General features: G+C 72.3%; 24 protein-coding genes. 16 read left to right on the top strand and 8 right to left on the bottom strand.

Annotated features, from left to right (window positions below; translation table 11 throughout):
- Positions 1 to 108 precede the first annotated feature (108 nt).
- Together IE108_RS02410 and IE108_RS02405 are read right to left on the bottom strand one after the other, a co-directional pair.
- Entirely contained in the window at positions 109 to 885 is a 777-nt protein-coding gene (locus IE108_RS02410; protein WP_229851567.1) for a hypothetical protein, read from the bottom strand.
- A gap of 55 nt (positions 886 to 940) precedes the next feature.
- Complete coding sequence (locus tag IE108_RS02405) at positions 941 to 1,606, bottom strand: bifunctional DNA primase/polymerase (protein ID WP_064728741.1); 666 nt, start codon at positions 1,604 to 1,606, stop codon at positions 941 to 943.
- A 683-nt stretch (positions 1,607 to 2,289) separates the two neighbouring features.
- On the opposite strand from IE108_RS02405, the gene IE108_RS02400 reads away from it, so the two are divergent.
- Both IE108_RS02400 and IE108_RS02395 read left to right on the top strand, forming a co-directional pair.
- Positions 2,290 to 3,723 carry a PP2C family protein-serine/threonine phosphatase gene (locus IE108_RS02400; protein ID WP_064728742.1) on the top strand — a complete coding sequence of 478 codons (1,434 nt, stop codon included), beginning with the start codon at positions 2,290 to 2,292 and terminating at the stop codon, positions 3,721 to 3,723.
- A 134-nt stretch (positions 3,724 to 3,857) separates the two neighbouring features.
- Entirely contained in the window at positions 3,858 to 5,360 is a 1,503-nt protein-coding gene (locus IE108_RS02395; RefSeq protein WP_107420449.1) for an aminopeptidase P family protein, read from the top strand.
- Between the two features lie 90 nt (positions 5,361 to 5,450).
- On the opposite strand, the gene IE108_RS02390 is transcribed toward IE108_RS02395, so the two are convergent.
- Positions 5,451 to 5,915: an ATP-binding protein gene (locus tag IE108_RS02390; protein WP_064728744.1), complete on the bottom strand. Its 465-nt coding sequence runs from the start codon at positions 5,913 to 5,915 to the stop codon at positions 5,451 to 5,453.
- Positions 5,916 to 6,170: 255 nt separating this feature from the next.
- Between IE108_RS02390 and IE108_RS02385 the strand changes: the two genes are divergently transcribed.
- The 9 genes from IE108_RS02385 to IE108_RS02345 all read left to right on the top strand — a co-directional run bounded on the left by IE108_RS02385 (position 6,171) and on the right by IE108_RS02345 (position 16,243).
- A complete protein-coding gene (locus IE108_RS02385; RefSeq protein WP_064728745.1) occupies positions 6,171 to 6,998 on the top strand; it encodes a hypothetical protein in 828 nt (275 codons plus the stop codon).
- Positions 6,999 to 7,139: 141 nt separating this feature from the next.
- Positions 7,140 to 7,901, top strand: a complete 762-nt coding sequence (locus IE108_RS02380) for a YcnI family copper-binding membrane protein (RefSeq protein WP_064728746.1) — start codon at positions 7,140 to 7,142, stop codon at positions 7,899 to 7,901.
- Between the two features lie 132 nt (positions 7,902 to 8,033).
- Positions 8,034 to 8,684, top strand: coding sequence for an SCO family protein (locus IE108_RS02375; RefSeq protein WP_064728747.1), 651 nt, complete (start codon positions 8,034 to 8,036; stop codon positions 8,682 to 8,684).
- Entirely contained in the window at positions 8,681 to 9,187 is a 507-nt protein-coding gene (locus tag IE108_RS02370) for a copper chaperone PCu(A)C (RefSeq protein ID WP_064728748.1), read from the top strand. The genes IE108_RS02375 and IE108_RS02370 overlap by 4 nt, the downstream gene beginning before the upstream one ends.
- A 24-nt stretch (positions 9,188 to 9,211) precedes the next feature.
- A complete protein-coding gene (locus IE108_RS02365; RefSeq protein WP_064728749.1) occupies positions 9,212 to 11,296 on the top strand; it encodes a copper resistance CopC/CopD family protein in 2,085 nt (694 codons plus the stop codon).
- A gap of 8 nt (positions 11,297 to 11,304) precedes the next feature.
- On the top strand, positions 11,305 to 12,579 hold the full coding sequence (efeB, locus tag IE108_RS02360; protein ID WP_189397562.1) for an iron uptake transporter deferrochelatase/peroxidase subunit: 1,275 nt from the start codon (positions 11,305 to 11,307) through the stop codon (positions 12,577 to 12,579).
- A gap of 97 nt (positions 12,580 to 12,676) precedes the next feature.
- A complete protein-coding gene (gene pheA / locus IE108_RS02355; protein ID WP_064728751.1) occupies positions 12,677 to 13,609 on the top strand; it encodes a prephenate dehydratase in 933 nt (310 codons plus the stop codon).
- 517 nt (positions 13,610 to 14,126) lie between these two features.
- Positions 14,127 to 15,404, top strand: coding sequence for a serine--tRNA ligase (gene serS / locus IE108_RS02350; RefSeq protein WP_064728752.1), 1,278 nt, complete (start codon positions 14,127 to 14,129; stop codon positions 15,402 to 15,404).
- On the top strand, positions 15,401 to 16,243 hold the full coding sequence (locus IE108_RS02345; protein ID WP_064728753.1) for an HAD family hydrolase: 843 nt from the start codon (positions 15,401 to 15,403) through the stop codon (positions 16,241 to 16,243). The genes serS and IE108_RS02345 overlap by 4 nt, the downstream gene beginning before the upstream one ends.
- Positions 16,244 to 16,483: 240 nt before the next feature.
- On the opposite strand, the gene IE108_RS34730 is transcribed toward IE108_RS02345, so the two are convergent.
- The 5 genes from IE108_RS34730 to IE108_RS02320 form a co-directional block, all read right to left on the bottom strand.
- Positions 16,484 to 16,783, bottom strand: a complete 300-nt coding sequence (locus IE108_RS34730; protein ID WP_229851565.1) for an SGM_3592 family protein — start codon at positions 16,781 to 16,783, stop codon at positions 16,484 to 16,486.
- 128 nt (positions 16,784 to 16,911) lie between these two features.
- On the bottom strand, positions 16,912 to 17,631 hold the full coding sequence (locus tag IE108_RS02335) for an ABC transporter permease subunit (protein WP_064728754.1): 720 nt from the start codon (positions 17,629 to 17,631) through the stop codon (positions 16,912 to 16,914).
- An 11-nt stretch (positions 17,632 to 17,642) separates the two neighbouring features.
- Entirely contained in the window at positions 17,643 to 18,554 is a 912-nt protein-coding gene (locus IE108_RS02330) for an ABC transporter ATP-binding protein (RefSeq protein WP_064728755.1), read from the bottom strand.
- On the bottom strand, positions 18,551 to 19,459 hold the full coding sequence (locus IE108_RS02325; RefSeq protein ID WP_064728756.1) for an ABC transporter permease: 909 nt from the start codon (positions 19,457 to 19,459) through the stop codon (positions 18,551 to 18,553). Before IE108_RS02325 ends, IE108_RS02330 begins: the two co-directional genes overlap by 4 nt.
- Positions 19,449 to 20,411, bottom strand: a complete 963-nt coding sequence (locus tag IE108_RS02320; RefSeq protein WP_064728757.1) for an ABC transporter ATP-binding protein — start codon at positions 20,409 to 20,411, stop codon at positions 19,449 to 19,451. Before IE108_RS02320 ends, IE108_RS02325 begins: the two co-directional genes overlap by 11 nt.
- 250 nt (positions 20,412 to 20,661) lie before the next feature.
- Between IE108_RS02320 and IE108_RS02315 the strand changes: the two genes are divergently transcribed.
- The 5 genes from IE108_RS02315 to IE108_RS02295 all read left to right on the top strand — a co-directional run bounded on the left by IE108_RS02315 (position 20,662) and on the right by IE108_RS02295 (position 25,966).
- On the top strand, positions 20,662 to 21,504 hold the full coding sequence (locus IE108_RS02315; RefSeq protein WP_064728758.1) for a M24 family metallopeptidase: 843 nt from the start codon (positions 20,662 to 20,664) through the stop codon (positions 21,502 to 21,504).
- Positions 21,501 to 23,258 carry an SDR family oxidoreductase gene (locus IE108_RS02310; RefSeq protein WP_064728759.1) on the top strand — a complete coding sequence of 586 codons (1,758 nt, stop codon included), beginning with the start codon at positions 21,501 to 21,503 and terminating at the stop codon, positions 23,256 to 23,258. Before IE108_RS02315 ends, IE108_RS02310 begins: the two co-directional genes overlap by 4 nt.
- 185 nt (positions 23,259 to 23,443) lie before the next feature.
- Positions 23,444 to 23,992 (top strand): RNA 2'-phosphotransferase, encoded by a 549-nt coding sequence (locus IE108_RS02305; protein ID WP_064731852.1) that lies wholly within the window; start codon positions 23,444 to 23,446, stop codon positions 23,990 to 23,992.
- 132 nt (positions 23,993 to 24,124) lie between these two features.
- Positions 24,125 to 25,030 (top strand): LLM class flavin-dependent oxidoreductase, encoded by a 906-nt coding sequence (locus IE108_RS02300; RefSeq protein ID WP_064728760.1) that lies wholly within the window; start codon positions 24,125 to 24,127, stop codon positions 25,028 to 25,030.
- Positions 25,031 to 25,078: 48 nt separating this feature from the next.
- Positions 25,079 to 25,966: an HAD family hydrolase gene (locus IE108_RS02295; protein ID WP_079163575.1), complete on the top strand. Its 888-nt coding sequence runs from the start codon at positions 25,079 to 25,081 to the stop codon at positions 25,964 to 25,966.
- Positions 25,967 to 25,968 lie beyond the last annotated feature (2 nt).

Raw genomic sequence — 25,968 nt, 5'->3', positions numbered from 1 at the left:
CCGCCGATCTCTTGTTACCGTTCGAGTAGCCCGGTTGCTGGTGCATCCCCCGTCGCCAGCAACCGGGTCTTTCCATGCCCCCGGCCGCGCACGCACCGCGACCGGCCGTCAACTCCCCGTTTCCGCTGGTGAGTTGCTGCCCTCTCGATCGGCGCGGCCGACGAATCCGCCATCCGCGTCACCCCCGGCTCCCGCCCCGGGCCCGCCCTCCTCGCCGTGTCCGGCATCCCGGTTGCTGCCGGTGCGCAGCAGCAGCGGCCCGTACCCGGCCCGGCCCGCGAACTCCGCGACGGCGGTGTATCCGGCCAATCCGTGCCGGGTGCGCTGCCGCGGTGTCTCGCAGGTGCCGGGCGCATCCTCGGCGCTCACGGCGCACCGCATGCGCAGGCTGCGCCCGTCGGCCTCCATGAGGCTCAGTACGGCTTCGAGCCGGTCACCGGTGGCGTTGCGGTAGTAGGTCCGCGCCCACGTCTCAGGCCCCTGGGCGAGGACGCAGGTCTGCGCCTCGACGCCCTCGGGCGAGGTGAGTTCGGGTCCGCAGCGCACGGCCGTGGCCGGTCCGGGCGGCAGCGGCGACCGGGCGGGAGCGGTCCCGGACGGCGCCGGAGCCAGGTCGGCACCGTCGGCGGACGCCTTGGCGTCTCCGCCCGGCGCGAGGATCCGGACGGCCGCGGGAGCCTCCGGTCCGGTCTCGCGCGACGGTCCGGCGGACGCCACGGCGAACGGCAGCACCACCGCGCAGACCACGACGGCGACGAGCCCGTACAGACGGAACCGCCGGCGGTCCGGCCCACCAGGGCCGGGCCCACCACGGTCCGGTCCGGCGCGGTGCGGTCCGGGACGGCTCGGCGCGACGGCCCGGTGCTCCCCAGCATGAAGCGGCATGGTCCGGACGATAACGACGAAGACCGGGCCCGCCCTCGGTGCGCGCCGGGCGCCCCTACAACTCGGGCGCGCTCACACCCGTACGAGTGAGGGCGTCCACGGCCGCGTCCACGACGGCCTCCACGTCGGGCACCCAGGGCGAGGCGGAACCGGGCAGCGGCGCCCGCTCCCAGCGGACGGCGCCGCCGCCGGTGTCGGACGGCGGCAGCGCGAGGTAGCCGCCCTCGCCGTGGAAGCGCAGGGAGCCGGGGACGAAGTCCTTGGCGTAGAGCAGCTCGCCCAGCTGCTCCATGGAGTACGGCCGCACCAGCACCGACCAGCGCGTGGGCGAGGCGACGACCGGGCCGACCCGCAGACCGGCGCGGTCGAGCGCGGCCAGGGCGTGCGCGGCCGGCAGGGCGGGCAGCGAGACCGCGCACGGTGCGGCGCCCCCGGTGGCCAGGACGATCGGCGCGGTGGGCCGGTTGGACCACCACCAGCGGACCATGCGGGCATCGGTGGTGGCGGCCAGCAGACCGGGGTCGAAGGGATGCGCGCCCGGCACCGTGCACTCGGGATCGGGGCAGCCGCAGCGGGACCGCGCCTGCGGGTCCGCCGCCACGCCCGGGAGGACGGGCCACTGCCATTGCGTCGCGTAGGTCAGGGCCGCGCCGATCAGCTCAGGCCGCCCGCCGTCGTGCCGGGACAGGAGCCTGCGTCGCCTTCCGAGGATCTCGCGCATGAGCGCTCGTTCCTTTCCGTTGCACGCCTGGCAACACCGTGGTCACTCACACCATGTGTCGAGCATTCGCTGTGCGTAGCTGGTGGCGCATCACATCCGTGCCGCTGGACGCCTCCCGCACCGGGGCGCGCTCCCCCGAGCGGCGCCCCGCCGGGGAAACACCACTGCCGAAGGCAGGGGAAACCCCTGTGGGTCGAGCATTGACTGCGTCCGTGACGGTTCCGACCACACTGCGTCTGGCAAGAGCATGGGCGTGGCGCGGGGGTGGCGAAGTCTGGCGTTTGCCGTTCCGCGTATTTCTCTCCGCCTCCGCCACGGGAGGATGGGGCACGGTCGTCGGTGGATAGGACGCCCGGGTCCGTCGCCAGGTTCCGGGTGGCCCCCAACCACCCCCGGCCTTCTCCGAGTACGTACCCATCACGACCGCTGTGACGCTCCGTGAAGCACCCCCAGTCGACCGCAACAAGCCGTCCTCTGGGGCAGTTTCAAGCCAATCTAGCTGTTCCGCAAGAGTTCCGGAAGGAGGCCGCTCGCACCCCACGGACACCAGGAATCCCGGCAGGACAATGCTGGACATCCCCTTACGAGTGCGTGTACATGTGGAGACACTGCTAGCGGCGCAGAATGACATGGGGGTTTGCGATGCTTTTGAGCAGTAAGCGCCGGTCGGAAAGCCGGACACCATGAACGCCCCGCACCCTCCGAAAGTGGCCGGAATCGATTCAGCGGTCCCGTCCCCCGCACACACTGTCGCGCCAGCCGCACCCGGCACTTCCCCGGCCGGCGCGCCGGGCACCGCCGACGCTCCCGCCCCCGACGACACCCCGGGCAGGGCCGCCGCCCCCGGCACCCTGCTCCAGGACCGGCTGGCCGGCTGGGTCTCGGACCTCACGACCCTGCACGAACTGACCGAACGCCTGGTCCGCACGGACACCCTCTCCGACGGCCTCCAGGAACTGCTGCGCGCCGGAGCCGCCCTGGTGGGCGCCCGGCGCGGTCTCGTCGTCCTGGAACCGGCCGACGGACTCGGCCCGGACAGCACCGTCGGCCTCGGACTGGGCCGCGCCGATCTCGGCCACATCGAGACCGTGCCGCGCACCTCCCTGCCCCACGGACGCATCCTCGACGGATTGCCGGTCGGCGAGGAGGGGGTGGCCGAGCCCGACCTGCTGGCCGAGAAGGGCGTCGACCCCCGCCACCGCGAAGTCGCCGCCCGCCTCGGCTACGCCGCCAGCTACGCGCTCCCGATCGCCGCCGAGGGCACCCCCCGCCTCGGCGCCGCCGCCTGGCTCTACGACGAGCCCGCCGAACCGGACGACCACCAGCGCCATCTGGCCGGCCTCTACGTCCGCTACGCCGCGCCCCACCTGACCCGCCTCCTGGAGGTCGAGCGCACGCGCGCGTGCATGGCGACCATGGCCGAGGAGCTGCTCCCCTCCCGCCTGCCGCGGGTGCCCGGCGTCCAGCTCGCGGCCCGGCACCGCACCGGCCCGCTCGGCGGCGGCGACTGGTACGACGCGCTGCCGCTGCCGGACGCCGCGCTCGGCCTCTCGGTCGGCTCCGTCACCGGGGCCGGTCCCAGCGCGGTCGCCGCGATGGGGCGGCTGCGCGCCTCGCTGCGCGCGTACGCCGTGATGGAGGGCGAGGACCCGGTCGCGGTCCTGTCCGACCTGGAGCTGCTGCTGCGGCTGACCGAGCCCGCCCGCTCGGCCACCGCCCTGTTCGGCTACTGCGAACCCGCGCTGCGCCGGATCACCCTGGCCGGTGCCGGGCACAGTCCACCGCTGCTGATCGGGGAGCGGCGCACGGAGTTCGTCGAGACCTCCGTGTCGGCGCCGCTCGGGATGCTCGCCTGCTGGGAGGCGCCCAGCGTGGAGGTGCAGGCCGAACCGGGAGAGACGGTTCTGCTGTACACCGACGGGCTGCTGCACCGCACGGGGGACCGGGCCGACCGCGCCTTCGCCCGGCTGCACGCGGCCGCCGCCGGCGTACCGAGGGTCGCCCGCCAGGACCCGGAGGCCGTCGCCGAGCACGTCCTGCGCACCGTGCTGCCGGACGGCAGGGCCGAGGCGGACTCCGAGGAGGACGTCGTCCTGCTGGCCGTCCGGTTCGAATAACGGACAATGACGCCTCGGAGGCGTCGGACAACGGACGGTAGCGACCTCCCGGTAACAGGCCCTTCGCCCCTGGGCCCCCTTCCGTACGACCGTACGATGGGGGGTGGTCCAGTGCCGTATCGAGGAGGATGACCGTGGCGGAGGAGCTCACCCAGGAGAACCCGGAGATCCCGGAGACCCCGGAGGCCGTGCTTGAGGACGCCGCTGACGCGGACGGCGACGAGCCGGTCAAGCAGCGCAAGAACGGCCTGTACCCGGGCGTGTCCGACGAGCTGGCCGAGAACATGAAGTCCGGCTGGGCCGACACGGAACTGCACGACCTGGAGCCCATCGCCCAGGCCGCCGAGACCGCCGCCCGGCGCGCCGCCCTCTCGGCCCGCTTCCCGGGTGAGCGCCTGGTGATCCCCGCGGGCAACCTGAAGACCCGCTCGAACGACACGGAGTACAGCTTCCGCGCCTCGGTCGAGTACGCGTACCTGACCGGAAACCAGACCGAGGACGGCGTCCTGGTCCTGGAGCCCAAGGGCGACGGGCACACCGCGACCATCTACCTCCTGCCCCGCTCCGACCGCGAGAACGGCGAGTTCTGGCTCAGCGGCCAGGGCGAGCTGTGGGTCGGCCGCCGCCACTCCCTCACCGAGGCCGGGAAGCTGTACGGCATCCCCGCCTCCGACGTCCGCGAGCTGGCCGCCAACCTGCGCGAGGCCACCGGCCCGGTGCGCGTCGTCCGCGGGCACGACGCCGGCATCGAGGCCGCCCTCACCGACAAGGTCACCGCGGAGCGCGACGAGGAGCTGCGGGTCTTCCTCTCCGAGGCCCGCCTCGTCAAGGACGAGTTCGAGATCGGCGAGCTGCAGAAGGCCGTCGACTCCACCGTCCGCGGCTTCGAGGACGTCGTGAAGGTCCTCGACAAGGCGGAGGCGACCAGCGAGCGCTACATCGAGGGCACCTTCTTCCTCCGCGCGCGCGTGGAGGGCAACGACGTCGGCTACGGCTCCATCTGCGCCGCAGGACCGCACGCCTGCACCCTGCACTGGGTCCGCAACGACGGCCCGGTCCGCTCCGGCGACCTGCTGCTGCTCGACGCCGGCGTGGAGACGCACACGTACTACACGGCGGACGTCACGCGCACCCTGCCGGTCAACGGCCGCTACAGCGAGCTGCAGAAGAAGATCTACGACGCGGTGTACGACGCCCAGGAGGCCGGGATCGCGGCCGTGCAGCCGGGCGCCAAGTACCGCGACTTCCACGACGCGTCCCAGCGCGTGCTGGCCGCGCGGCTGGTCGAGTGGGGCCTGGTCGAGGGCCCGGTCGAGCGCGTGCTGGAGCTGGGCCTCCAGCGCCGCTGGACGCTGCACGGCACCGGCCACATGCTCGGCATGGACGTCCACGACTGCGCCGCCGCGCGGGTCGAGACCTACGTCGACGGCACCCTGGAGCCCGGCATGGTGCTCACCGTCGAGCCGGGGCTGTACTTCCAGGCCGACGACCTGACCGTGCCCGAGGAGTACCGGGGCATCGGCGTCCGCATCGAGGACGACATCCTCGTCACGGCGGACGGCAACCGGAACCTCTCCGCCGGGCTGCCGCGCCGGTCGGACGAGGTCGAGGAGTGGATGGCCGCGCTCAAGGGCTGACACGCGGCGGCCGGAGGGCCGACGGACGATGACGGCCGGACACCTTTGCGGTGTCCGGCCGTCGTCGTACCGGCTGTCACCGGCGCCGGGTCACACCGCCACCAGCGGTGCGTCCTCCCGCCACTTGAGGATCTTGTCGAAGCTCACCACGGCACCGCACCGCCCCGGTTCACTGCCGATCCGGACGTGGTCGGCGAGTTCGGCGATGAGGCACAGGCCCCGCCCGCTCTCGGCGTCGGCGGAGACGGGGCGGCCCACGCTGCCCGGCCGGCCCGGCGCCTCGGCGGGGAAGCCGGGACCCGTGTCGGAGACCTCGATGCGGCAGCGCTCACCGTCCAGGTACGCCGTGACGCGGTAGGCCTCCGTGGGGCCGCCCGAGCCGCCGTCCCCGCCGTGCTCGACGGCGTTGGCGCAGGCCTCGCTCAGGGCGACGGAGAGATCGAAGGAGATGTCCGGGTCGACGCCCGCGGTCTCCATGGTGCCGATCAGCAGGCGGCGGGCCAGGGGCACGCTCGCAGCCTCGCGCCGCAAATGGAGTGACCACCAGATGCTCATGCTCCAGCCTCCCGGCCGCGGCTCGACATACCGTTACGTATTGCCCCTCACACCCCGGTGTAAGCGCGTTCGGGCCGTGACACCGCTCATCTGGCGGATGCGCCCCCGTCGCGCGCCGGTGTATGCGTAACGGCTCGCGGCGCCGTGCGGTACGGCTCGCACCAGAGGGTGATCTTCCGGTTCACTTCGGGTCGTACGGCACCTTGTGGACCTGCCGTACGGAGCGGGGGAGGTCAGTGCGATGATGAGCCCGCCATGACTGCCCCCCACCCGCCAACGGCGCGCTCCGGAAACGATCTCCGGGTCCTGCGGGCCGCGGTGTTCGCCGCGGTCTGCGTCGTGCTGGCCGCGGCGGGTCACACCCTCGCCTCCTGCGCCACCGTTCCGCTGTGGTCGCTGGGCGCGGGGTTCCTCGGGGCGGTCGTGGTCGCCGCGCCCCTCGCCGGGCGGCTGCGCTCGCTGCCCGGCATCGTGGCGCTGCTCGCCGTCGGACAGACCGCCCTGCACGTCGTGTTCGGGCTGGGCCAGCACGGCTCCACCGTGGCCGCGGCCTCCGGCTCGACGGCCGCACCGTCCGACGCCTCCCTGGTCCAGCAGGCGGCACGGCTGGTCTGCGGGACCACGGCGGCGGCGATCAGCCCCGCCCAGGCCCAGCGGATCCTCGACGACGCACGGGTCTCCCCGGACTCGGCGGCCGGCGCCACGCACCACTCCGCCGACGCCCTGACCGGCACCGGCGACCCGGCCGCACTGCTGCCGTCGCTGCCGATGCTGCTCGGGCACGTGATCGCGGCCGTCGCCGCCGGCTGGCTGCTGCGCCGCGGCGACCTCGCACTGGCCCGGCTCGTCGAACTCTCCGCCCACTCGGCGCACTCGATGGCGGAGGCCGCTTTCGTACGCGCCCTGCGCGCGGCGCTCGCCCTGGTGTGCGCCCTGCACGCCGGGCTCGCCGGCGCCCCCGGCACCGGACCGCGCCCGCCGCGCCCCTCCCAGGCGCCGCCGCCGCGGCCCCGTACCGCCGCACTCCAGCACTCGGTGATCAGGCGCGGACCGCCCGCCGACGCGTACTCCCTCGCCGCCTGACACGGCGCGACCACCACCCCGCTTCCGCCCAGGGAGTACGGAGGGGGCCGTCGTCGTGCGGCACGCGCGTGTGCGCGCTTCCCTCTCCTCACCCGTCACCGGTGCAGACACCGGTGCCCACTCGAAGCGGAGTGCTCGTCCATGAAGGCTTCCCGTATCGCCGCCGCCGGCGCCGTCTCCGGCCTCGCCGTCCTCGCCCTGTCCGCCCCCGCGTTCGCGCACGTCAGCGTGCAGCCGGAGGGCACGGCAGCCAAGGGCGGTTACGCGACCGTCAACTTCAAGGTCCCCAACGAACGGGACAACGCCTCCACCACCAAGCTGGAGATCAACCTCCCCGCCGACCAGCCGCTCGCGTCCGTGATGCCGCAGCCGGTCCCGGGCTGGAAGGCCGAGGTCACCAAGTCCAAGCTGGACAAGCCGATCGACTCCCACGGCAAGCAGCTCACCGAGGCCGTCTCCAAGGTCACCTGGACCGCCGAGGGCAAGGGCGTCGAGCCCGGCTACTTCCAGAAGTTCCCGCTCTCCATCGGCGCGCTGCCCGAGGACGCCGACCAGATGGTCTTCAAGGCCATCCAGACGTACTCCAACAAGGAGGTCGTCCGCTGGATCGAGGTGCCGCAGGAGGGCCAGGAGGAGCCGGAGAACCCGGCGCCCGTGCTGGAGCTGGCCGCCGCCGAGGACGACGCCCACGGCGCCGCGGGCTCGTCGGACGAGAAGGCCGGGGACGACGCCGAGTCGGCTGCCCAGAACACCGCCGCCGACTCCTCGGCGGACTCCGGCTCCGGTGACGGCAGCGACACCACCGCGCGCGTCCTCGGCATCGTCGGCATCGTCGTCGGCGCCGCCGGCGTCGGCTACGGCGTGCTGGCCGGCCGCCGCCGCGACTCCGGCGCGTCCGCGTAACGACGCGGCCGCGCGCACGCCGGTGCGCCGGTGCCATACCGCCGGCGCATCCTCACGTCCGGTGCGCGCCGTCCCGTCGGTCCGACGGGTCCCGGCGCGCACCGGTGCACCTCACATCTGGGACATTTCTCTATGCGCAAGAAGACGTTCGCCGCGGCGGCCCTGCTCGCCGCCGCCTCCCTCACCCTGTCCGCCTGCGGCAGCGGCGCCGACAGCGACAAGCCCGTCACGATGGTCTCCGAGGACACCGCACAGCAGGCCGCCACCGTCCTCGACAAGCCCTTCGACAAGCCCGACCTGGTCCTCACCGACACCCAGGGCAAGAAGTACGACCTCCGCGAGCAGACCGCCGGGCGGCCCACGCTGGTCTACTTCGGCTACACGCACTGCCCCGACGTCTGCCCCCTGACCATGAACAACATCGCCGTGGCCAAGAAGCAGCTGTCCCAGGCCGAACAGGACAAGCTCCGGGTCGTGTTCGTCAGCACCGACCCGGAACGGGACACCCCGGCCGCGCTCGGCAAGTGGATCAAGGGCATCGACCCGCAGATCGTCGGCCTGACCGGCGACTTCGACACCGTCCAGGCCGGCGCCCGCACCCTCGGCATCTCGATCGACCCGCCGACCAAGGACAAGAACGGCAAGATCGTCTCGACCCACGGCACCCAGGTCGTCGCCTTCTCCCCGAAGTCCGACGCGGGCTACGTGCTCTACGGCGAGGACGCCACGGTCGACGACTACACCGAGGACCTCCCCAAGCTGGTGAAGGGGGAGAACCCGTGAGCGGCCGCGGGTCCCGCCCCGCGCTCGCGGTCCTCGCGGCGGCCGCCGTCCTGGCGCTGGCCGGCTGCGGCGGCTCCGACTCGGGCTCGGACTCCGGCGCGTCCGGCTCCTCCGGGGCCGAACTCTCGGTCGGCGCCGCGTACATACCGCAGCCGGTCTCCGCCTCCATGGCGGCCGGGTTCCTCACCATCACCAACGAGGGCGACGCGGACGACGAACTGACCTCGGTCACCAGCGAGGCCGGCGACGTCACCGTGCACGAGACCGTCGACGGGACGATGAAGGAGGTGGACCGCCTCGAGATCCCCGCGCACGGTCGCCTCGTCTTCCGGAGCGGCGGAAACCACCTGATGTTCGAGAAGCTGAAGCGACAGCCGAAGCAGGGCGAGTCGGTCACCGTCGAACTGCACTTCGCCCAGTCCGAGCCCGTCACGGTCGAGGTGCCCGTGAAGGCGGCCACCTACCAGCCCGGTGACGGACACTCCGCCCACACCGGAAACTGACCGGACACCGAGGGAGGGACCACCTTGACGCAGACCATCGCCCCGCGCTTCCGGACCCTGGTGCTGCTGCTCCTGGCCGCGGCCTGCGCGCTGCTCGCCGGCGCCGGACCGGCCTCCGCGCACGCCGCCCTGACCGGCAGCGACCCCCAGCAGGGGGCGGTGGTCGACCGGGCTCCCGCCCAGGTGTCGCTCACCTTCTCCGAGTCGGTCTCCGTCGACGACGACGCGCTGCGCGTCCTGGACCCCAAGGGCAAGCGCGTCGACGCGGGCAGCCCGTCCGGCATCGGCGGCACGACGTACTCCGTCAAGCTGCACGCGGGCCTGCCCGACGGCACCTACACCGTGACCTACCAGGTGGTGTCCGCCGACAGCCATCCCGTCGCCGGCGCCTACACCTTCTCCGTCGGCGCCCCCTCCGACACCACGGTCTCCGCCTCCCCGCAGGCGGCGGGCGGCGGTTTCGTCGGCGGCCTCTACGGTGTCGGACGCTACGTGTCGTACGCCGGCTTCGCCGTGCTGGTCGGCGGCGCCGCCTTCGTCCTGGCCTGCTGGCCGCGCGGCTCCGGTGTCCGGGTCGTGCAGCGGGTCGTCGTCTCCGGGTGGCTGGCGCTGACCGCGGCCACCCTCCTGCTGCTCCTGCTGCGCGGCTCCTACACCGGCTCCGGGAAGCTCGGCGACGTCTTCGACCTCAACCTGCTCGGTGAGGTCCTCCAGACCAAGACCGGTGCCGCGCTGGTCTCCCGGCTGCTGCTGCTCGCGGCGGCCGCCCTCTTCGTCGCCGTGCTCTTCGGCGCCTACGACAAGCGGGAGGACGAGGAGAAGCGGGACCTCACCTTCGGGCTCGCGGTGGGCGGCACGGTCGTGGCGGCGGGCCTCGCCGCGACGTGGGCCATGTCCGAGCACGCCTCCGTGGGCCTCCAGGCCGGGCTCGCCATGCCGGCCGACGTCGTGCACATGATCGCCGTGGCCACCTGGCTCGGCGGACTCACCGCCCTGCTCGCCGCGCTGTACCGCGGCCCCGCCGACGCCCCGGTCCCGGCCGAGGCCGTGCACCGGTTCTCGCGCCTCGCCTTCGGCAGCGTGATCGCGCTGGTCGTGACCGGCACCTACCAGTCATGGCGCCAGCTCGGCTCCTGGAGCGCCTTCACCGACACGCGCTACGGGCAGCTGCTCCTGGTCAAGATCGCGCTCGTCGCGGTGCTGGTCGGCATCGCCTACCTGTCGCGCCGCTGGACCGCGCAGCTGGCGCAGGCCGCGACCGCGGGGGTGGTCCGGCAGCGGGAGAAGCACGAGAAGGGGGACAAGGGCGAGAAGCGGGACAAGGGCGAGAAGGCGCCCGTTGGCGCGTCGGCCGCCCGCAAGAACGGAAAGGCGGCGGCCTCCGGGACGGCGGCCAAGGGCTCGAAGAGTGCCGAGGGCGGCAAGACCTCCGGTACGAGCGCCAAGGCGGGCGGCGCGAAGGCGGGCGGCGCCAAGGGGGCCGGGTCCGCCAAGAAGTCCGGGGCCTCGAACGGCGCCGGCACCTCCCAGCGCGCCGCGCAGCTCGCTCGGCAGCGCGCGGCCGTGGACGCCGCCCGGCAGAAGCGGCAGCGCGACGCCGACCCGAACCGCTTCGGACTGCGCCGCTCCGTGCTCGCCGAGGCGGGTGTCGCGGTCGTCCTGCTGGCCGTCACCACCGTGCTGACCCAGACGGAACCGGGCCGGACCGAGGAAGAGGCCAAGGCCACCGGCGCCTCCTCCTCCGCCACCGCGCCCGAGGCGTCCACCGGCGCGGTGACCCTGGACATGCCCTTCGACACCGGCTCCCAGAACGGCAGGGGCGTCGTCCGGGTCGAACTCGACCCCGCCCGCACCGGCGCCAACGACCTGCACCTCTACGTCGAGCGCCCGGACGGCACCGCCTTCGACATACCCGAGGTGAAGGTCGCCCTGACCCAGAAGGCGAAGGACATCGGACCGCTGCCCGTCGCCCCGGACCACATCACCACCGGACACTGGTCGGCGAGCGCGGTGCAGATCCCGATCGGCGGCGACTGGGAGGTCGCCGTGACCGTTCGGACCTCCGACATCGACCAGGTGACCGTCTCCAAGAACGCGCAGATCGGCTGAACCGCACCATGCCTGACCAGTCCACCCCGCACGTCCCGGACCCCGAGGCCGCCGCCCGCGAGGGCATCTCGCGCCGGCGGCTGCTCGGCACCGCCGGTGCCACGGGACTCGTACTCGGCGCGGCCGGCGGCGCCACCGGCTACGCCGCCGCCCCCACCTCGGCGGCCGACCCGCTCACCTCGCTGGGCAGCGCGCGGGCGATGTTTCACGGGAAACATCAGCCCGGCATCACCGACCCCATGCAGGCCTGCGGTCATCTCGTCGCCTTCGACCTGGCGGCGGGCGCCGGCCGCAAGGAGGCCGCCGCGCTGCTGCGCCGCTGGTCCGACACGGCCCGGCGACTCATGGCGGGCGAGCCGGCCGGCACCCGTGACACGGACGTGGCGCGGGACTCGGGCCCCTCCTCGCTGACCGTCACCTTCGGCTTCGGGCACAGCTTCTTCGGCCGGACCGGCCTGGACGGACAGCGTCCCGTCGCCCTCGACCCGCTCCCCGACTTCTCCTCCGACCACCTCGACAAGAACCGCAGCAACGGCGACCTGTGGGTGCAGATCGGGGCGGACGACTCCCTGGTCGCCTTCCACGCCCTGCGCACCATTCAGCGCGACGCCGGATCCGCCGCCCGTCTCCGCTGGCAGATGAACGGCTTCAACCGGTCACCGGGCGCCACCGCCCGCCCCATGACGACACGCAACCTCATGGGCCAGATCGACGGCACCCGCAACCCGAAGCCGTCCGAGGCCGACTTCGACCGGCGGATCTTCGTCCCCGAGGAGCCGGGGAAGGGCGAGCGGGACTGGATGGCCAACGGCTCCTACGCCGTCGTACGCCGCATCCGGATGCTCCTCGACGACTGGGAGAAGCTCTCCCTCAAGGGCCAGGAGGACGTCATCGGCCGCCGGAAGTCGGACGGCGCGCCGCTGTCCGGCGGCGGTGAGACGACCGAGATGGACCTGGAGAAGACGGACGCGTCCGGGAGCCCGGTCGTTCCGATCAACGCGCACGCCCGCATCACCCGCCCCGACCAGAACGGCGGCGCGGCCATGGTCCGGCGCCCCTTCTCGTACCACGACGGCTTCGACGCGGACGGCGTCCCGGACGCGGGCCTGCTCTTCATCTGCTGGCAGGCCGATCCGCTGCGCGGCTTCGTCCCCGTGCAGCGCAAACTGGACCGGGGCGACGCGCTGTCGCAGTTCATCCGGCACGAGGCGAGCGGCCTGTTCGCGGTGCCGGGCGGGGCGGCGGAGGGCGAGTACGTGGGGCAGCGGCTGCTGGAGGGATAGGAACGGGCCGGGCCGGAAAGTCGGCGGTTCTCACCCGCGCGAGGGGCCCTCGTGAGACACGTGAGCCGCGTCTCCCCGGTCGCATTAGGGTGAGGACATGCCAGCCAGTTACGCGTATCTCGGCCCTGAAGGCACCTTCACCGAAGTCGCCCTGCGCACACTTCCGGAGACGGCGACCCGGGAACTCGTTCCGTACGTTTCCGTGCAGTCCGCGCTCGACGCGGTGCGCACCGGCGAGGCCGAGGCCGCGTTCGTGCCGATCGAGAACTCGGTGGAGGGCGGCATCACCACCACCCTCGACGAACTGGTCGCCGGCCAGCCCCTGATGATCTACCGCGAGGTGCTGCTCTCCATCACCTTCGCCCTGCTGGTCCGCCCCGGCACCAAGCTGTCCGACATCAAGACGGTCACCGCCCACCCGGCCGCCCAGCCGCAGGTCCGCAACTGGCTCAAGGCCCACCTCCCGGACGTCGCCTGGGAGTCCGCCGCTTCGAACGCGGACGGCGCCCGCCTGGTCCAGGAGGGGCGGTACGACGCCGCCTTCGCCGGCGAGTTCGCCGCGGCCCGCTACGGTCTCGAGGTGCTGGAGGCCGACATCCACGACGCGGAGAACGCGCAGACGCGCTTCGTGCTGGTGGGCCGCCCGGCCCGGCCCGCCGCGCCGACCGGCGCGGACAAGACGTCCGTGGTCCTCTGGCAGCGGGACGACCACCCCGGCGGCCTGCGCGACCTGCTGGGCGAGTTCGCCACCCGGGGCGTCAACCTGATGCTGCTCCAGTCCCGGCCCACCGGCGCGGGCATCGGCAACTACTGCTTCTGCATCGACGCCGAGGGCCACATCTCCGACCGCCGGGTGGCCGACGCGCTGATGGGCCTGAAGCGGAGCTGCCTCCAGGTGCGCTACCTCGGCTCGTATCCGCGCGCGGAGGTCGAGGTCTCGGACGTGGACGCGCTGCGGCCCGGCACCTCGGACGAGGCGTTCGTGGCGGCCGCGGACTGGGTGGCGCGCTGCCAGGACGGCCGGTTCTGAGGACGGACCGACCGGTCCTACCTGCTGATTTTCGTTGTCCACAGAAGTTATCCACAGGTCAGCTTCTCGACCTGGGGACAAGTCGACAACAGATGGGCATTCAGTCGACAAATCCCCCTACAGCCCCTTAGTCCGTCCACAGGGGACCAGATCACCCCTCGTCCACCTGTTTCTCGCACCCCATACTCCGGAGTGACACCCGGTGCCCCGTTTCCACTCGAAAGGGCGGACGTGGAGGGTTTGGGGAGCCCGCCTCCAGAAATCAGGAATGATCACTTCCCTGAGTCCACAGATCTTTCGCACAGCCTGTGGATAACTTTTCCCGGCTGTGGATTCCTGTGGACAGCGCCGCCCCAAGTCCCGTTCTCCACAAGGGAATCGGGTCAACTCGACGTCACCCCGGTGCCTCGTTCCGGGGATCCCGCGGCTTTTCATTGACCGGCCCGGCGAAGCCCGGGGCGGGCGTTCGGCAATAGTGGGTCGAGACCCGTCACCGCACACCGGTAGCCTTGACCGCGTGATTGACCTTCGCCTGCTCCGTGAGGACCCCGACCGTGTGCGCGCCTCCCAGCGTGCCCGTGGAGAGGACGTCGCGCTCGTCGACTCCCTCCTCTCCGCCGACGAGCGGCGCAGGTCGTCCGGCGTCCGCTTCGACGAGCTGCGCGCCGAGCAGAAGGGCCTCGGCAAGCTCATCGGCAAGGCCTCCGGCGACGAGAAGGCCGAGCTGCTGAAGCGCGCCGAACAGCTGAAGACCGACGTCAAGACCGCCGACGCCGAGCGCGACGCGGCCGACGCCGAGACCCAGCAGCTGCTCCAGCGACTCGGCAACCTCGTCCACCCCGACGTCCCCGTCGGCGGCGAGGAGGACTTCGTCACGCTGGAGACCCACGGCACGCACCGCGACTTCGCGGCCGAGGGCTTCGAGCCCCGCGACCACCTGGAGCTGGGCCAGCTGCTCGGCGCCATCGACGTGGAGCGCGGCGCCAAGGTCTCCGGCTCGCGCTTCTACTTCCTGACCGGCGTCGGCGCGCTCCTGGAGCTGGCCCTGGTCAACGCGGCGATCGCGCAGGCCACGGCCGCCGGCTTCACGCCGATGCTGACCCCGGCCCTGGTCCGCCCGCAGTCGATGGCCGGCACCGGCTTCCTCGGCCAGGCCGCCCAGGACGTCTACCACCTCGACAAGGACGACCTGTACCTGGTCGGCACCTCCGAGGTCCCCCTCGCCGCGTACCACATGGACGAGATCCTCGACGCCGAACGCCTGCCGCTGCGCTACGCCGGCTTCTCGCCCTGCTTCCGCCGCGAGGCGGGCTCGCACGGCAAGGACACCCGCGGCATCTTCCGCGTGCACCAGTTCGACAAGGTCGAGATGTTCTCCTACGTCCTCCCCGAGGACTCGCAGGCCGAGCACCAGCGCCTGCTGGAATGGGAGAAGCAGTGGCTGACGTCACTGGAGCTGCCGTTCCGCGTCATCGACGTCGCCTCCGCCGACCTGGGCTCCTCGGCCGCGCGCAAGTACGACTGCGAGGCGTGGATCCCGACCCAGGGCAAGTACCGCGAGCTGACCTCGACCTCGGACTGCACCGAGTTCCAGTCCCGCCGGCTGTCGATCCGCGTCCGCGAGGACCGGAAGGTGCGCCCGCTGGCCACGCTCAACGGCACGCTGTGCGCCGTCCCGCGCACGATCGTGGCGATCCTGGAGAACCACCAGCTGGCCGACGGCTCGGTGCGCGTACCCGAGGTGCTCCGTCCGTACCTGGGCGGCCGGGAGGTCTTGGAGCCGGTGAAGAAGTGAGCGACACCGCCTCCGCCACGGGTCCCGTCACCGGGGCCGCCGGCACCTTCCCGTACCGGCTGGTCGCGACCGACCTCGACGGCACGCTGCTGCGCGGCGACGACACGATCTCGGGGCGCACCCGGGACGCGCTCGCCGCCGCCACCGCGGCGGGCGCCGCCCACATCGTGGTGACCGGCCGCGCGGTCCCGTGGACCCGGCACATCCTCGACGACCTCGGCTACGACGGCCTCGCCGTCTGCGGCCAGGGCGCGCAGGTCTACCACGCCGGGGAGCACCGGCTGCTGACCTCGGTCACGCTGGACCGCCAGCTGGCCGGGGTGGCACTGGCCAAGATCGAGGCGGAGACCGGGCCGCTGTACCTGGCGGCGAGCCGCGACGGGCTGGACGGCGACGTGCTCGTCGGCCCCGGGTACGAGGTCGGGGGCGACCTCCCCGCGGTGCCCTTCACCGACGCCTCCGACCTGTGGTCGGCGCCGCTGAACAAGATCTACATCCAGCATCCGACCCTGTCGGACGACGAACTGGCCGAGGCCGCCCGGCGCACCGCCGGCGGTTTCGTCACGGTCACCATGGCCGGCGCGGGCATCGTCGAGCTGCTCCCCCTCGGGCTCTCCAAGGCGACCGGGCTGTCGCTGGCGGCCCGTCGGCTGGGACTGAAGGCGGCGGACACGATCGCCTTCGGCGACATGCCCAACGACATCCCGATGTTCGGCTGGGCCGCTCACGGCGTGGCGATGGCCAATGCCCACGAGGAGCTGAAGTCGGTGGCCGACGAGGTCACCTCGTCGAACGACGACGACGGCATCGCGGTCGTCCTGGAGCGCCTGTCGGCCTGACCCGGAGCCATGGGCCCGAGGCTCCACGGAGGTCTGAGCCCGAGAGCCGGCAGGTAGGTCCGGCCCCGGCCGGAGCCACGAGCCGGACGGCGCCGACGTCCCCGTCGGTCGGCCCACGCGAGGCGTCCCGCGTGCTCGAAGCGGCCGCCCGATGCGCCGGCGCCGCCCGGCCTCGTGCATCCACCACCATGCCGCCGCGGAAAGCCGGGCGCCACCGAATAAAGCCGGACATACGCCTCGTCAGCCGCGGCGCCACCTGCGGCGTCTGCCCTTGCTGAAGAACCAGCCGGCGGGCGGCTCGTCGGAGCGCCACGGCTGCGGCTCCGGCTTCTCGCGGCGCCAGCGGGCCGCCAGCATCCGGGCGCGGGCAGAGGGCTCGGCGGTGCCGGCCTCGCGCACGAACTCCTCGTCCAGGACCAGGCCGTCCCAGGCGTCGTCACCGGAGCTCCGCCCGGTGTGTCCCGAGTCGTCCCGGGTGGCTTCACCGGCGTCGTCCCGCGGCCGTCCGTGCCCGTCCTGCTGAGGTGTCTGGCCCGTCATTCCGGTCCTCCCGATCCGCCGCTTCCTCCGTCTGGTTCCCGTGCTCCTACCGGCCCAGTGTGCCCGGGCCGGGGTGAAGGCCTCGTCAGGTCATGTCCCGTCTGAGGCCCGCCGGCTCCCGGGTGGGCTCACTCCTCCCCGGCGAGCGTCAGCGACCTCAGCTTCTGGCCCGCGTACCAGGTGGCGAGCACGGTCACGCCCACCAGCAGTGCCGTGGCCGTCGGCAGACCGACGTCGGAGGTCACCAGGTTTCCGTCGGCGACCTTCTGGGCGACCGCCAGGGACCACTGCTGGACGCTCAGCGTGCGGGCGCCCGGCACCAGGGAGCCGAACAGCGCCTCCCAGACGAGGGCGTAGACGAGCCCGAAGACCACCGCGTGCCGGGACACCGTGCCCAGCAGCAGGAACAGCGCGGCGTACGCGATGGAGGCGACCAGCGCGGCGATCGTGTAGGCGACGGCGACCTGCTGGCCGTTGCCGTTGAGGATCAGGCCGGCGAGGAGCGTGGGCACGGCGGAGAAGACCATCGTCACCGCTATGGCGACGATCAGCTTGGTGAAGATGATGGTCGGCCGCTTGATCGGCTTGGACAGCAGGTACACCACCGAGCCGTCGTCGATCTCGGGACCGATCGCACCGGTACCGGCGATGACGCCGATGATCGGCACCATGGTGGCCAGGGCGAACCCGCCCAGCACGTCCGCCGCGGTCTGGTCGTCGGCCCCGGCGAGCGCGCGCACCGCCACGGCGATGACGAGCAGCAGCAGGGGGAGCGCGCCGAGGATGAGGGCCCGGCGCCGGCCGAGCAGGGCCCGGTAGGTGAGCCGGGCGACTGTGGGGTCGTACATTCTTCGGCCTCCTACGCCGCGACGAGATACGAGAAGACGGACTCGAGGGACTCGTCGGACGGCGAGACCGTGAGCAGCCGGATGCCGTGGTCGCGGGCGACCTTGGGCAGCAGGGCGGTGAACCGTCCGAAGTCGACGGCCTGCACGCGCAGCGCGCCCTCGGCGAGGTCGACCTCGATGCCGGACGTCGACGGGTCGGCGATCAGCGCCGCGGCGAGGGCCCGGTCGTCGCTGGAGCGCACCAGGTAGCGGTGGGGCCGGTCGGTCATCAGACGGCGGATCTTGCGGAAGTCGCCGCTGGCCGCGTGGCGTCCGGCGACGATCACCTCGATGTGCCAGGCGAGCTGCTCCACCTCTTCGAGGATGTGCGAGGAGAACAGCACCGTGCGTCCCTCGTCGCCCATGCGCCGCAGCAGGTCCATCAGCTGCATGCGCTGCCGCGGGTCCATGCCGTTGAACGGCTCGTCGAGCAGCAGCAGCGACGGCTGGTGCACGAGGGCGGAGGCCATCTTGACGCGCTGCCGCATGCCCTTGGAGTACGTGGCGATCTTCCGGTCCTGCGCGTACTCCATCTCCACCGTGGCGAGTGCCTCCTGGGCGGCCTTGGCGCCCAGGCCGTGCAGCTCGGCGTTGGCCAGGACGAACTCGCGGCCGGTGAGGAAGTCGTACATCGCCTCGCGCTCGGGGACGATCCCGATGTGCTTGTAGATGGCCTCGTTGCGCCAGACCGGCCTGCCGTCGAGGGTGACGCTGCCGGTGGAGGGGGCGAGGAAGCCGCCCATCATGTTGATGAGGGTGGACTTGCCCGCGCCGTTGGGGCCGAGGAGGCCGGTGACGCCGGGGCCGATCGTCATGGTGATGTCGTTGACCGCGACCACGTTGCCGAACCAGCGCGAGACGTGGTCGATGCTGAGGGTGCTCACAGTCCCACCTTCTTGTAGCGGCGCATCAGCAGGCCGTAGGTGCCGGCGATCAGGCCCAGGGTGACGAGGACGAAGACCAGTCCCTCGCCGTTGCTCGGGCCGACGCCGCCCGGGAAAGCCGAGGTGGCGCCCAGGAAGGCGGACTGCACCCCGTCGATGAGGGTGATGGGCGAGAAGAGCCCGATCCAGGCGACGGCTCCGGAGCTGCCCTGGACGTCGGCGATGGCCTGGAGCGTGGAGACCGCGCCGTAGGTGATGGTCAGGACGGCGATGACGGCCGCGATGCCGAAGCCGCGGCGCGGCGTGACCGAGGCGACGACCAGGCCGAGCCCGGCGAAGAGCAGCGAGAGCAGTGCCACGGAGACGAGTCCCTGGGCGAACCCCTTGGTCTGGTCCGCGAAGTCGAGTTTGGCGAGCAGCGCGCCGACGTAGAGCACCAGCAGCGGTGCCGCGGTGAGGATGAACAGGGCCGAGGACAGCGCCGCGTACTTGGCGCGGACGTAGTCGGCGGTCTCGATCGGCCGCGAGAAGTACAGCGGCACGGTCTTGAAGCGCAGGTCGCGCGAGACGGACTGCGGGGCCTGCGAGGCGACGTAGAGGCTGATGACGGCCTGGAGGACGATCGCGTAGCGGGTGTAGTCCAGCGGCAGGTCGTTCGCCTTGGTCGCGACGGCGACGGCGACCATGATGGCCGCGGGCAGGCACATCACCACGAACAGCAGCATCGGCAGCACCTTGGACTTGGCCGAGCGGCCGAGGCCGTAGGCGCCGCGCAGGGACTGCGAGTACAGCGACCGGCGGGCGTAGGCGCGGCCGAGGCGGGGGCCGTCGTAGTTGCGGTAGCCGATGTTGTGGATGCGGGTCTGGTCACCCGGGACCGTGGCTGTGGGCTGTTCAGCTGCCATGGCCGACCGCCTCCTTCCGTGCTTCGTCGCTGTCCTTGAAGACCTCCGCGATGTGGTGCCGGCGCTGCTCCATGCGCACCAGGCCGAGGCCGAGGTCGGCGATGACGTCCCGGACCAGGTCGTAGGTCTCCTCGCCGGTCGCCGTGAGCAGCAGGACGTGGCCGGCGCCGGGCAGGCCGCTGCCGTCCTGGACGGCCACTCCGCGGGCGTCGAGCGCCTCGCGCACCGCGCGGGTGCCGTCGGGGTGCTCGTCGGTGTCGGTGACCTCGATGGCGAGGGTCGTCGTGCTCTGCGTGAAGTCCGTCGTGGAGCTGGAGCGCAGCAGCTTGCCGCCGTCCACGACGACGACGTGGTCGCAGGTGCGTTCCAGCTCGCCCAGCAGGTGTGAGGTGACCAGGACGGAGATGCCGAAGTCGGTGTGGATGCGGCGGATGAGGCCGAGCATCTCGTCGCGGCCGACCGGGTCGAGGCCGTTGGTCGGCTCGTCCAGGAAGACCAGCTGGGGGTCGTGCACCAGGGCCTGGGCGAGCTTCACGCGCTGCTTCATGCCGGTCGAGTAGCCGCCGATGGGCCGGTAGCGCTCCTCGTACAGGCCGACGTGGCGCAGGGTGTCGGCCGTGCGTTCGCGGGCGGCGGTGGGCGGCAGGCCGGACATCCGGGCCATGTGCACGACGAACTCGGTGGCCGAGACGTCGGGCGGCAGGCAGTCGTGCTCCGGCATGTAGCCGACCCGCTCGCGGATGGCGGCGCCCTTGGTGGCGACATCGAGTCCGAGCACTTCGGCCCGGCCCTCGGTGGCGGGAGACAGACCCAGAAGGATCTTGATCAGAGTGGACTTGCCGGCGCCATTGGCACCGACGAGTCCGGTCACACCGGGTCCGACATCCACGGAGAGCCGGTCGAGCGCGGTCACCCGGGGGAACCGCTTGCTCAGGCTTTCGGTCGCGATCACAGTCACATCCACGACAGTAGTGACGCGCACCACTGGGGTCGTCAGACCGCAGAGCCGTCTTGGCGTCAGACTCCAGTAGTACGGGCCCGTAGGGAATGCCGTACTTGAGAGCCACGCGGACCGGCCGATGCGGCACGCTCCGACCACGCTATTGACGATGGGTCTAACAACTGGGAGATTCAGCGCGTCACGTTACGAGCGAGTAGCACTCCCGGCGCGGACCGCGCCGGGACGGCTGGAACGGGGTGGCATGGCGACGGCAGTGGCGGCGGAGATCGGCACGGAGCTGCGGGGTTTCCGGGAGGTGCAGCGGCTCGCGTACGCGTGCGCCGAGGCGGTGGCCGCCCGGCTGGCGCCCGGGGTGACCGAGCGCGAGGCGGCCCGCATGCAGCGCGAGTGGCTGCGCGAGCGGGGTGTGCGGGACTGGTTCCACCTCCCCTTCGCCTGGTTCGGCGACCGCACCGCGTTCACGGACTTCCGCGTTCCGCTCCAGTTCTTCCCCACCGGCCGCCGGCTGGAGCCGGGGATGCCCTTCATCCTGGACATGGCCCCGGTGTACCGGGGTTTCACCGCCGACGTCGGCTACTCCGGCTCGCTCGGCGCCAACCCGGTCCAGCACCGGCTGGCGGCCGACCTGGCCGCGCACCGCGAGCTGATCATGCGCGAGGTGCGCGAACGCCGTTCGCTGCGGGAGATCTACGAGGACGTCGACCGGCTCATGATCCGCCAGGGCTACGCCAACCGGCACCGCGCCTACCCCTTCGGCGTCATCGCCCACAAGGTGGACCGGGTGCGGGAACGGCGCCTGTCCCCACGCCTGTTCGGCTTCGGCACGCAGTCGCTCAAGGGCCTGGCGGGCGACGCTCTGCACGGCCACCGCGAGGGCTGGTCCCCGCTGTGGTCGCCCCACCGCTTCTCCGACCACCCGCCCCGTCCGGGGCTGTGGGCGGTCGAACCACACCTCGGTTTCCGGGGTACCGGCGCGAAGTTCGAGGAGATCCTGGTCGTCACCGACTCCGCGGATCCCGAGGAGAGCGCCTTCTGGCTGGACGACGATCTGCCGCACGTGCGGCGCTGGGCGGAGGCGACATGACGGTGCTGGACGGAGCGCGGGAGCGCTGGGTGCGCACGGGCGGGGTCGAGCTGTGCGTGGCCGAGCTGGGCGACGAGCGGCAGCCCACGATCGTGCTGGTGCACGGCTACCCGGACAGCAAGGAGGTCTGGTCCGAGGTCGCCGGCCGGCTCGCCGACCGCTTCCACGTGGTCCTCTACGACGTCCGGGGCCACGGCCGGTCCACGGCGCCGAGCCCGCTGCGCGGCGGGTTCACCCTGGAGAAGCTGACGGACGACTTCCTGGCCGTGGCGGACGCGGTCAGCCCGGACCGGCCGGTGCACCTGGTGGGCCACGACTGGGGCTCGGTGCAGTCCTGGGAGTTCGTCACGGTCGACCGCACCGAGGGGCGCATCGCCTCCTTCACCTCGATGTCCGGTCCGTCGCTCGACCACTTCGGCCACTGGATCAACAAGCGTCTGCGGCGGCCCACCCCGCGCCGGGTCGGCCAGCTCCTCGGCCAGGGCGCCAAGTCCTGGTACGTCTACCTGCTGCACACGCCGGTACTGCCCGAACTGGCCTGGCGCGGCCCCCTCGGCAAGCGCTGGCCGCGCATCCTGGAACGCGTCGAGCAGGTACCCGGCGGCGACTACCCGACCCCGTCCCTGCCCTCGGACGCGGCGCACGGGGCGTGGCTGTACCGGGACAACGTCAGGCCCCGGCTGCGGCGCCCGCGCGAGGACGCCTACGCGCACGCGCCCGTGCAGCTCGTCACGCCCCTCGGTGACGCCTTCCTGTCGGAGCGCCTCTACGACGGGCTGGAGCAGTGGGCGCCCCGGCTGACCCGCCGTACGCTCCCCGCCAAGCACTGGGTGCCGCGCACCCGGCCGGACCGGCTCGCGGACTGGATCACGGAGTTCGTCATCTCCACCGAGGACGGCCGGCCCGGAACGGCGCCCGGGGGCAGGCACGCCGACCGCTTCGGCGGACAGCTGGTGCTGGTCACCGGGGCGGGCAACGGCATCGGGCGGGCGACGGCGTTCGCCTTCGCCGAGGCCGGTGCGCGCGTGGTCGCCGTCGACCGGGACGCGGAGGCCGCCGCCCGCACCGCCGAGCTGTCCCGGCTGATCGGGGCGCCGGACGCCTGGGCCGAGACCGTCGACGTCTCCCACGAGCAGGCCATGGAGAAGCTGGCGGCCAAGGTCGCCGCCGAATACGGCGTGGTGGACGTGCTCGTGAACAACGCCGGCATCGGACTGTCGGGTTCCTTCCTCGACACCACCGCGGAGGACTGGCGGAAGGTCCTCGACGTCAATCTGTGGGGCGTGATCCACGGCTGCCGGCTGTTCGGCAGGCAGATGGCCGAGCGCGGGCAGGGCGGCCACATCGTCAACACCGCGTCGGCGGCCGCCTTCCAGCCGTCCCGGGTGCTGCCCGCGTACAGCACGTCCAAGGCGGCCGTGCTGATGCTGAGCGAGTGCCTGCGGGCCGAGCTGGCGGGGCAGGGCATCGGTGTCACGGCGATCTGCCCCGGCATCGTCAACACCGGCATCACCTCGACGGCGCGCTTCGCGGGCGTGGACGCCGAGGAGGAGGAGCGGCGTCAGCGGCGCAGCGCGCGGCTGTACGGGATGCGCAACTACCCGCCGGAGAAGGTGGCCGACGCGGTCCTGGAGGCGGTGGTGCACAACAGGGCCGTGGTCCCCGTGACGCCGGAGGCCCGTGGCGTCCACCTCATGTCCCGTTACACCCCAGGGGTGTTGAGGCGTCTCGCGCGAGTGAAGCCGCCGCTCTAGTTTCCACAGGAATCCCCAACCAGCCTGTGGATAACCGAACTTGACTGTGGATCAAACCTCGGAGGCAAAATCGATCGCGTGAAGCGCGTCTCTCTCGGCAAGCTTGGGCCATGGAGCACGAACGCGGACACGAATACGGACGCGACCAGGGACAGGAGCCCGTGGGCGCCCGCACGGACGCGCACATGGACGACAGACGCATCGTGAAGGTGTCCAAGTACCTGTCCAAGCATCTGCGCCACCAGCCGGAACGCATCGGGCTCACCCTCGACGAGGCCGGCTGGACCGAGATCGACACCCTGATCGCCGCGGCGGCCGCGCACGGCTTCCGCTTCACCCGTGAAGAGCTCGACCACGTGGTGGCCACGAACGACAAACGGCGCTTCGCCGTCGAGGGCACCCGCATCCGCGCCAGCCAGGGGCACAGCGTCGACGTGGATCTCGGACTGCCCGAAGCCGCTCCGCCGCCGTACCTCTACCACGGCACCGTGGCCCGCAACCTGGACACGATCCGGGCCGACGGGCTGCGCCCGATGAACCGGCACGACGTCCACCTCTCCCCGGACCGCGAGACCGCCACCCGGGTCGGGGCCCGCCGCGGGCGTCCGGTCGTCCTCTCCGTGGACAGCGCCGCCATGCACCGCGACGGTCACGTCTTCCACGTCAGCGCGAACGGCGTCTGGCTGACCCGGGCCGTACCCCCGAGCTACCTGCGCTTTCCCGCCGGCCACTGAAACCGGATACTGACCCGCATGACCGGCGGCGCGAAGCACCTGCCGCACGCTGCTCCGTGTCGGAGCGGTCGCTTTCGGTGACGCCGACCGATGTTTCACGTGAAACGGGGTCGGCCGCTTAGGCTCGGAGACATGAGTCTGCGTCTGAGCACCGTGATCCTTCCGTACCGCCGCTGGCACGAGGGCGGCCGTTCCACCTGGACACGTGCCGAGCAGCTCGGCTTCCACACCGCTTACACCTACGACCACCTGTCCTGGCGGAGCTTCCGCGACGGGCCGTGGTTCGGTGCAGTACCGACCCTCACCGCCGCGGCGGCGGTCACCGAGCGGCTGCGGCTGGGCACCCTGGTGACGTCCCCGAACTTCCGGCACCCGGTGACGCTCGCCAAGGAACTGATCTCCCTCGACGACATCTCCGGCGGCCGGATCACGCTGGGCATAGGAGCGGGCGGTACCGGTTTCGACGCCACCGCGCTCGGCCAGGAGGCGTGGACGCCGCGTGAGCGGGCCGACCGTTTCGGCGAGTTCATCCCCCTGCTCGACCGGTTGCTGACGGAGGACGCCGTCTCCTACGAGGGCGACTTCTACTCGGCCCACGAGGCCCGGAACATCCCCGGCTGTGTCCAGCGGCCCCGGCTGCCGTTCGCGGTGGCCGCGACCGGTCCCCGGGGGCTGAAGCTGGCGGCCCGGTACGGGCAGGCGTGGGTGACCACCGGCGACCCGAAGCTCTACGAGGAGGGCACCCCCCAGCAGTCCGACCGTGCCCTGCGGCAGCAGGGCGACCGGCTGGCCGACGCCTGCGCCGCGATCGGCCGCGACCTGGACGAGGTGGAACGGGTCCTGCTCACCGGCTTCACCCCGGACCGCAGCCGGCCGCTGGAGTCCGTCGACGCGTTCGTGGACTTCGCCGGCCGCCACCGCGACCTGGGCTTCACCGAGCTGGTCGTCCACTGGCCCATCGCCGACTCGGACTTCACCGCGGACGAGAAGATCTTCGAGCGGATCGCCATGGAGGCGCCGGCCCAGCTGAAGGGATGAGAGCCGTAACTCACAGATGTGCGGACCGGCGCACGGGCGTGCACGCCTGTGCGTGACAATGACCCGGTGACCTCAGCGACCCGACAGCCCGAGCCCCCGGCCGCCACCATCCGCCCGCGCCTGATCGCCACCGACCTCGACGGCACTCTGCTGCGCGACGACAAGTCGGTCTCCCCGCGCACGGTCGCCGCGCTGGCCGCCGCGGAGAAGGCGGGCATCGAGGTCTTCTTCGTCACCGGCCGCCCCGCCCGCTGGATGGACGTGGTCAGCGCCCACGTCCACGGCCACGGGCTCGCCATCTGCGGCAACGGAGCCGCCGTCGTCGACCTGCACGGCGGCCCCGGCGCGCACCGCTTCGTGAAGGTGCGCGAGCTGGCCCGGGAGAACGCGCTGGACGCCGTACGCCTGCTGCGGGAGGCCGCGCCCGGCACGGTGTACGCGGTCGAGCAGACCTACGGCTTCCACCAGGAGCCGGCGTACCCGAAGCTGCACATGGAGGTTCCCGACGACCTCCTGCCCGCCGAGGAGATCCTGGCCCCGGGCGGGCGCGCGGGGGACGAGCCCGTCCTCAAGATCCTCGCCTTCCATCCGGAGCTGGACCCCGACGGCTTCCTCACCGTGGCCCGCCTCGCGATCGGCGACCGTGCCAACGTCACCCGCTCCAGCCCCAGCGCCCTGCTGGAGATCAGCGGGCCTGAGGTGTCCAAGGCCAGCACGCTCGCCCTGTGCTGCGCCGAGCGCGGCATCTCCCACGAGGAGGTCGTCGCCTTCGGTGACATGCCGAACGACGTGGAGATGCTGACCTGGGCCGGCCGGTCCTACGCCATGGGCAACGCGCACCCGGACGTCATCGCCGCCGCGTCCGGACGGACGGTGGCCAACAACGAGGACGGAGTGGCCGTCGTCATCGAACGGCTGCTGGCCGACCTGGACTGACG

The organism is Streptomyces parvulus (assembly GCF_014648855.1).
Taxonomy (GTDB): Bacteria; Actinomycetota; Actinomycetes; order Streptomycetales; family Streptomycetaceae; genus Streptomyces; species Streptomyces parvulus.
Note: the sequence above shows the minus strand (reverse complement) of the source record. Positions and strands in the feature narration are given on the sequence as shown.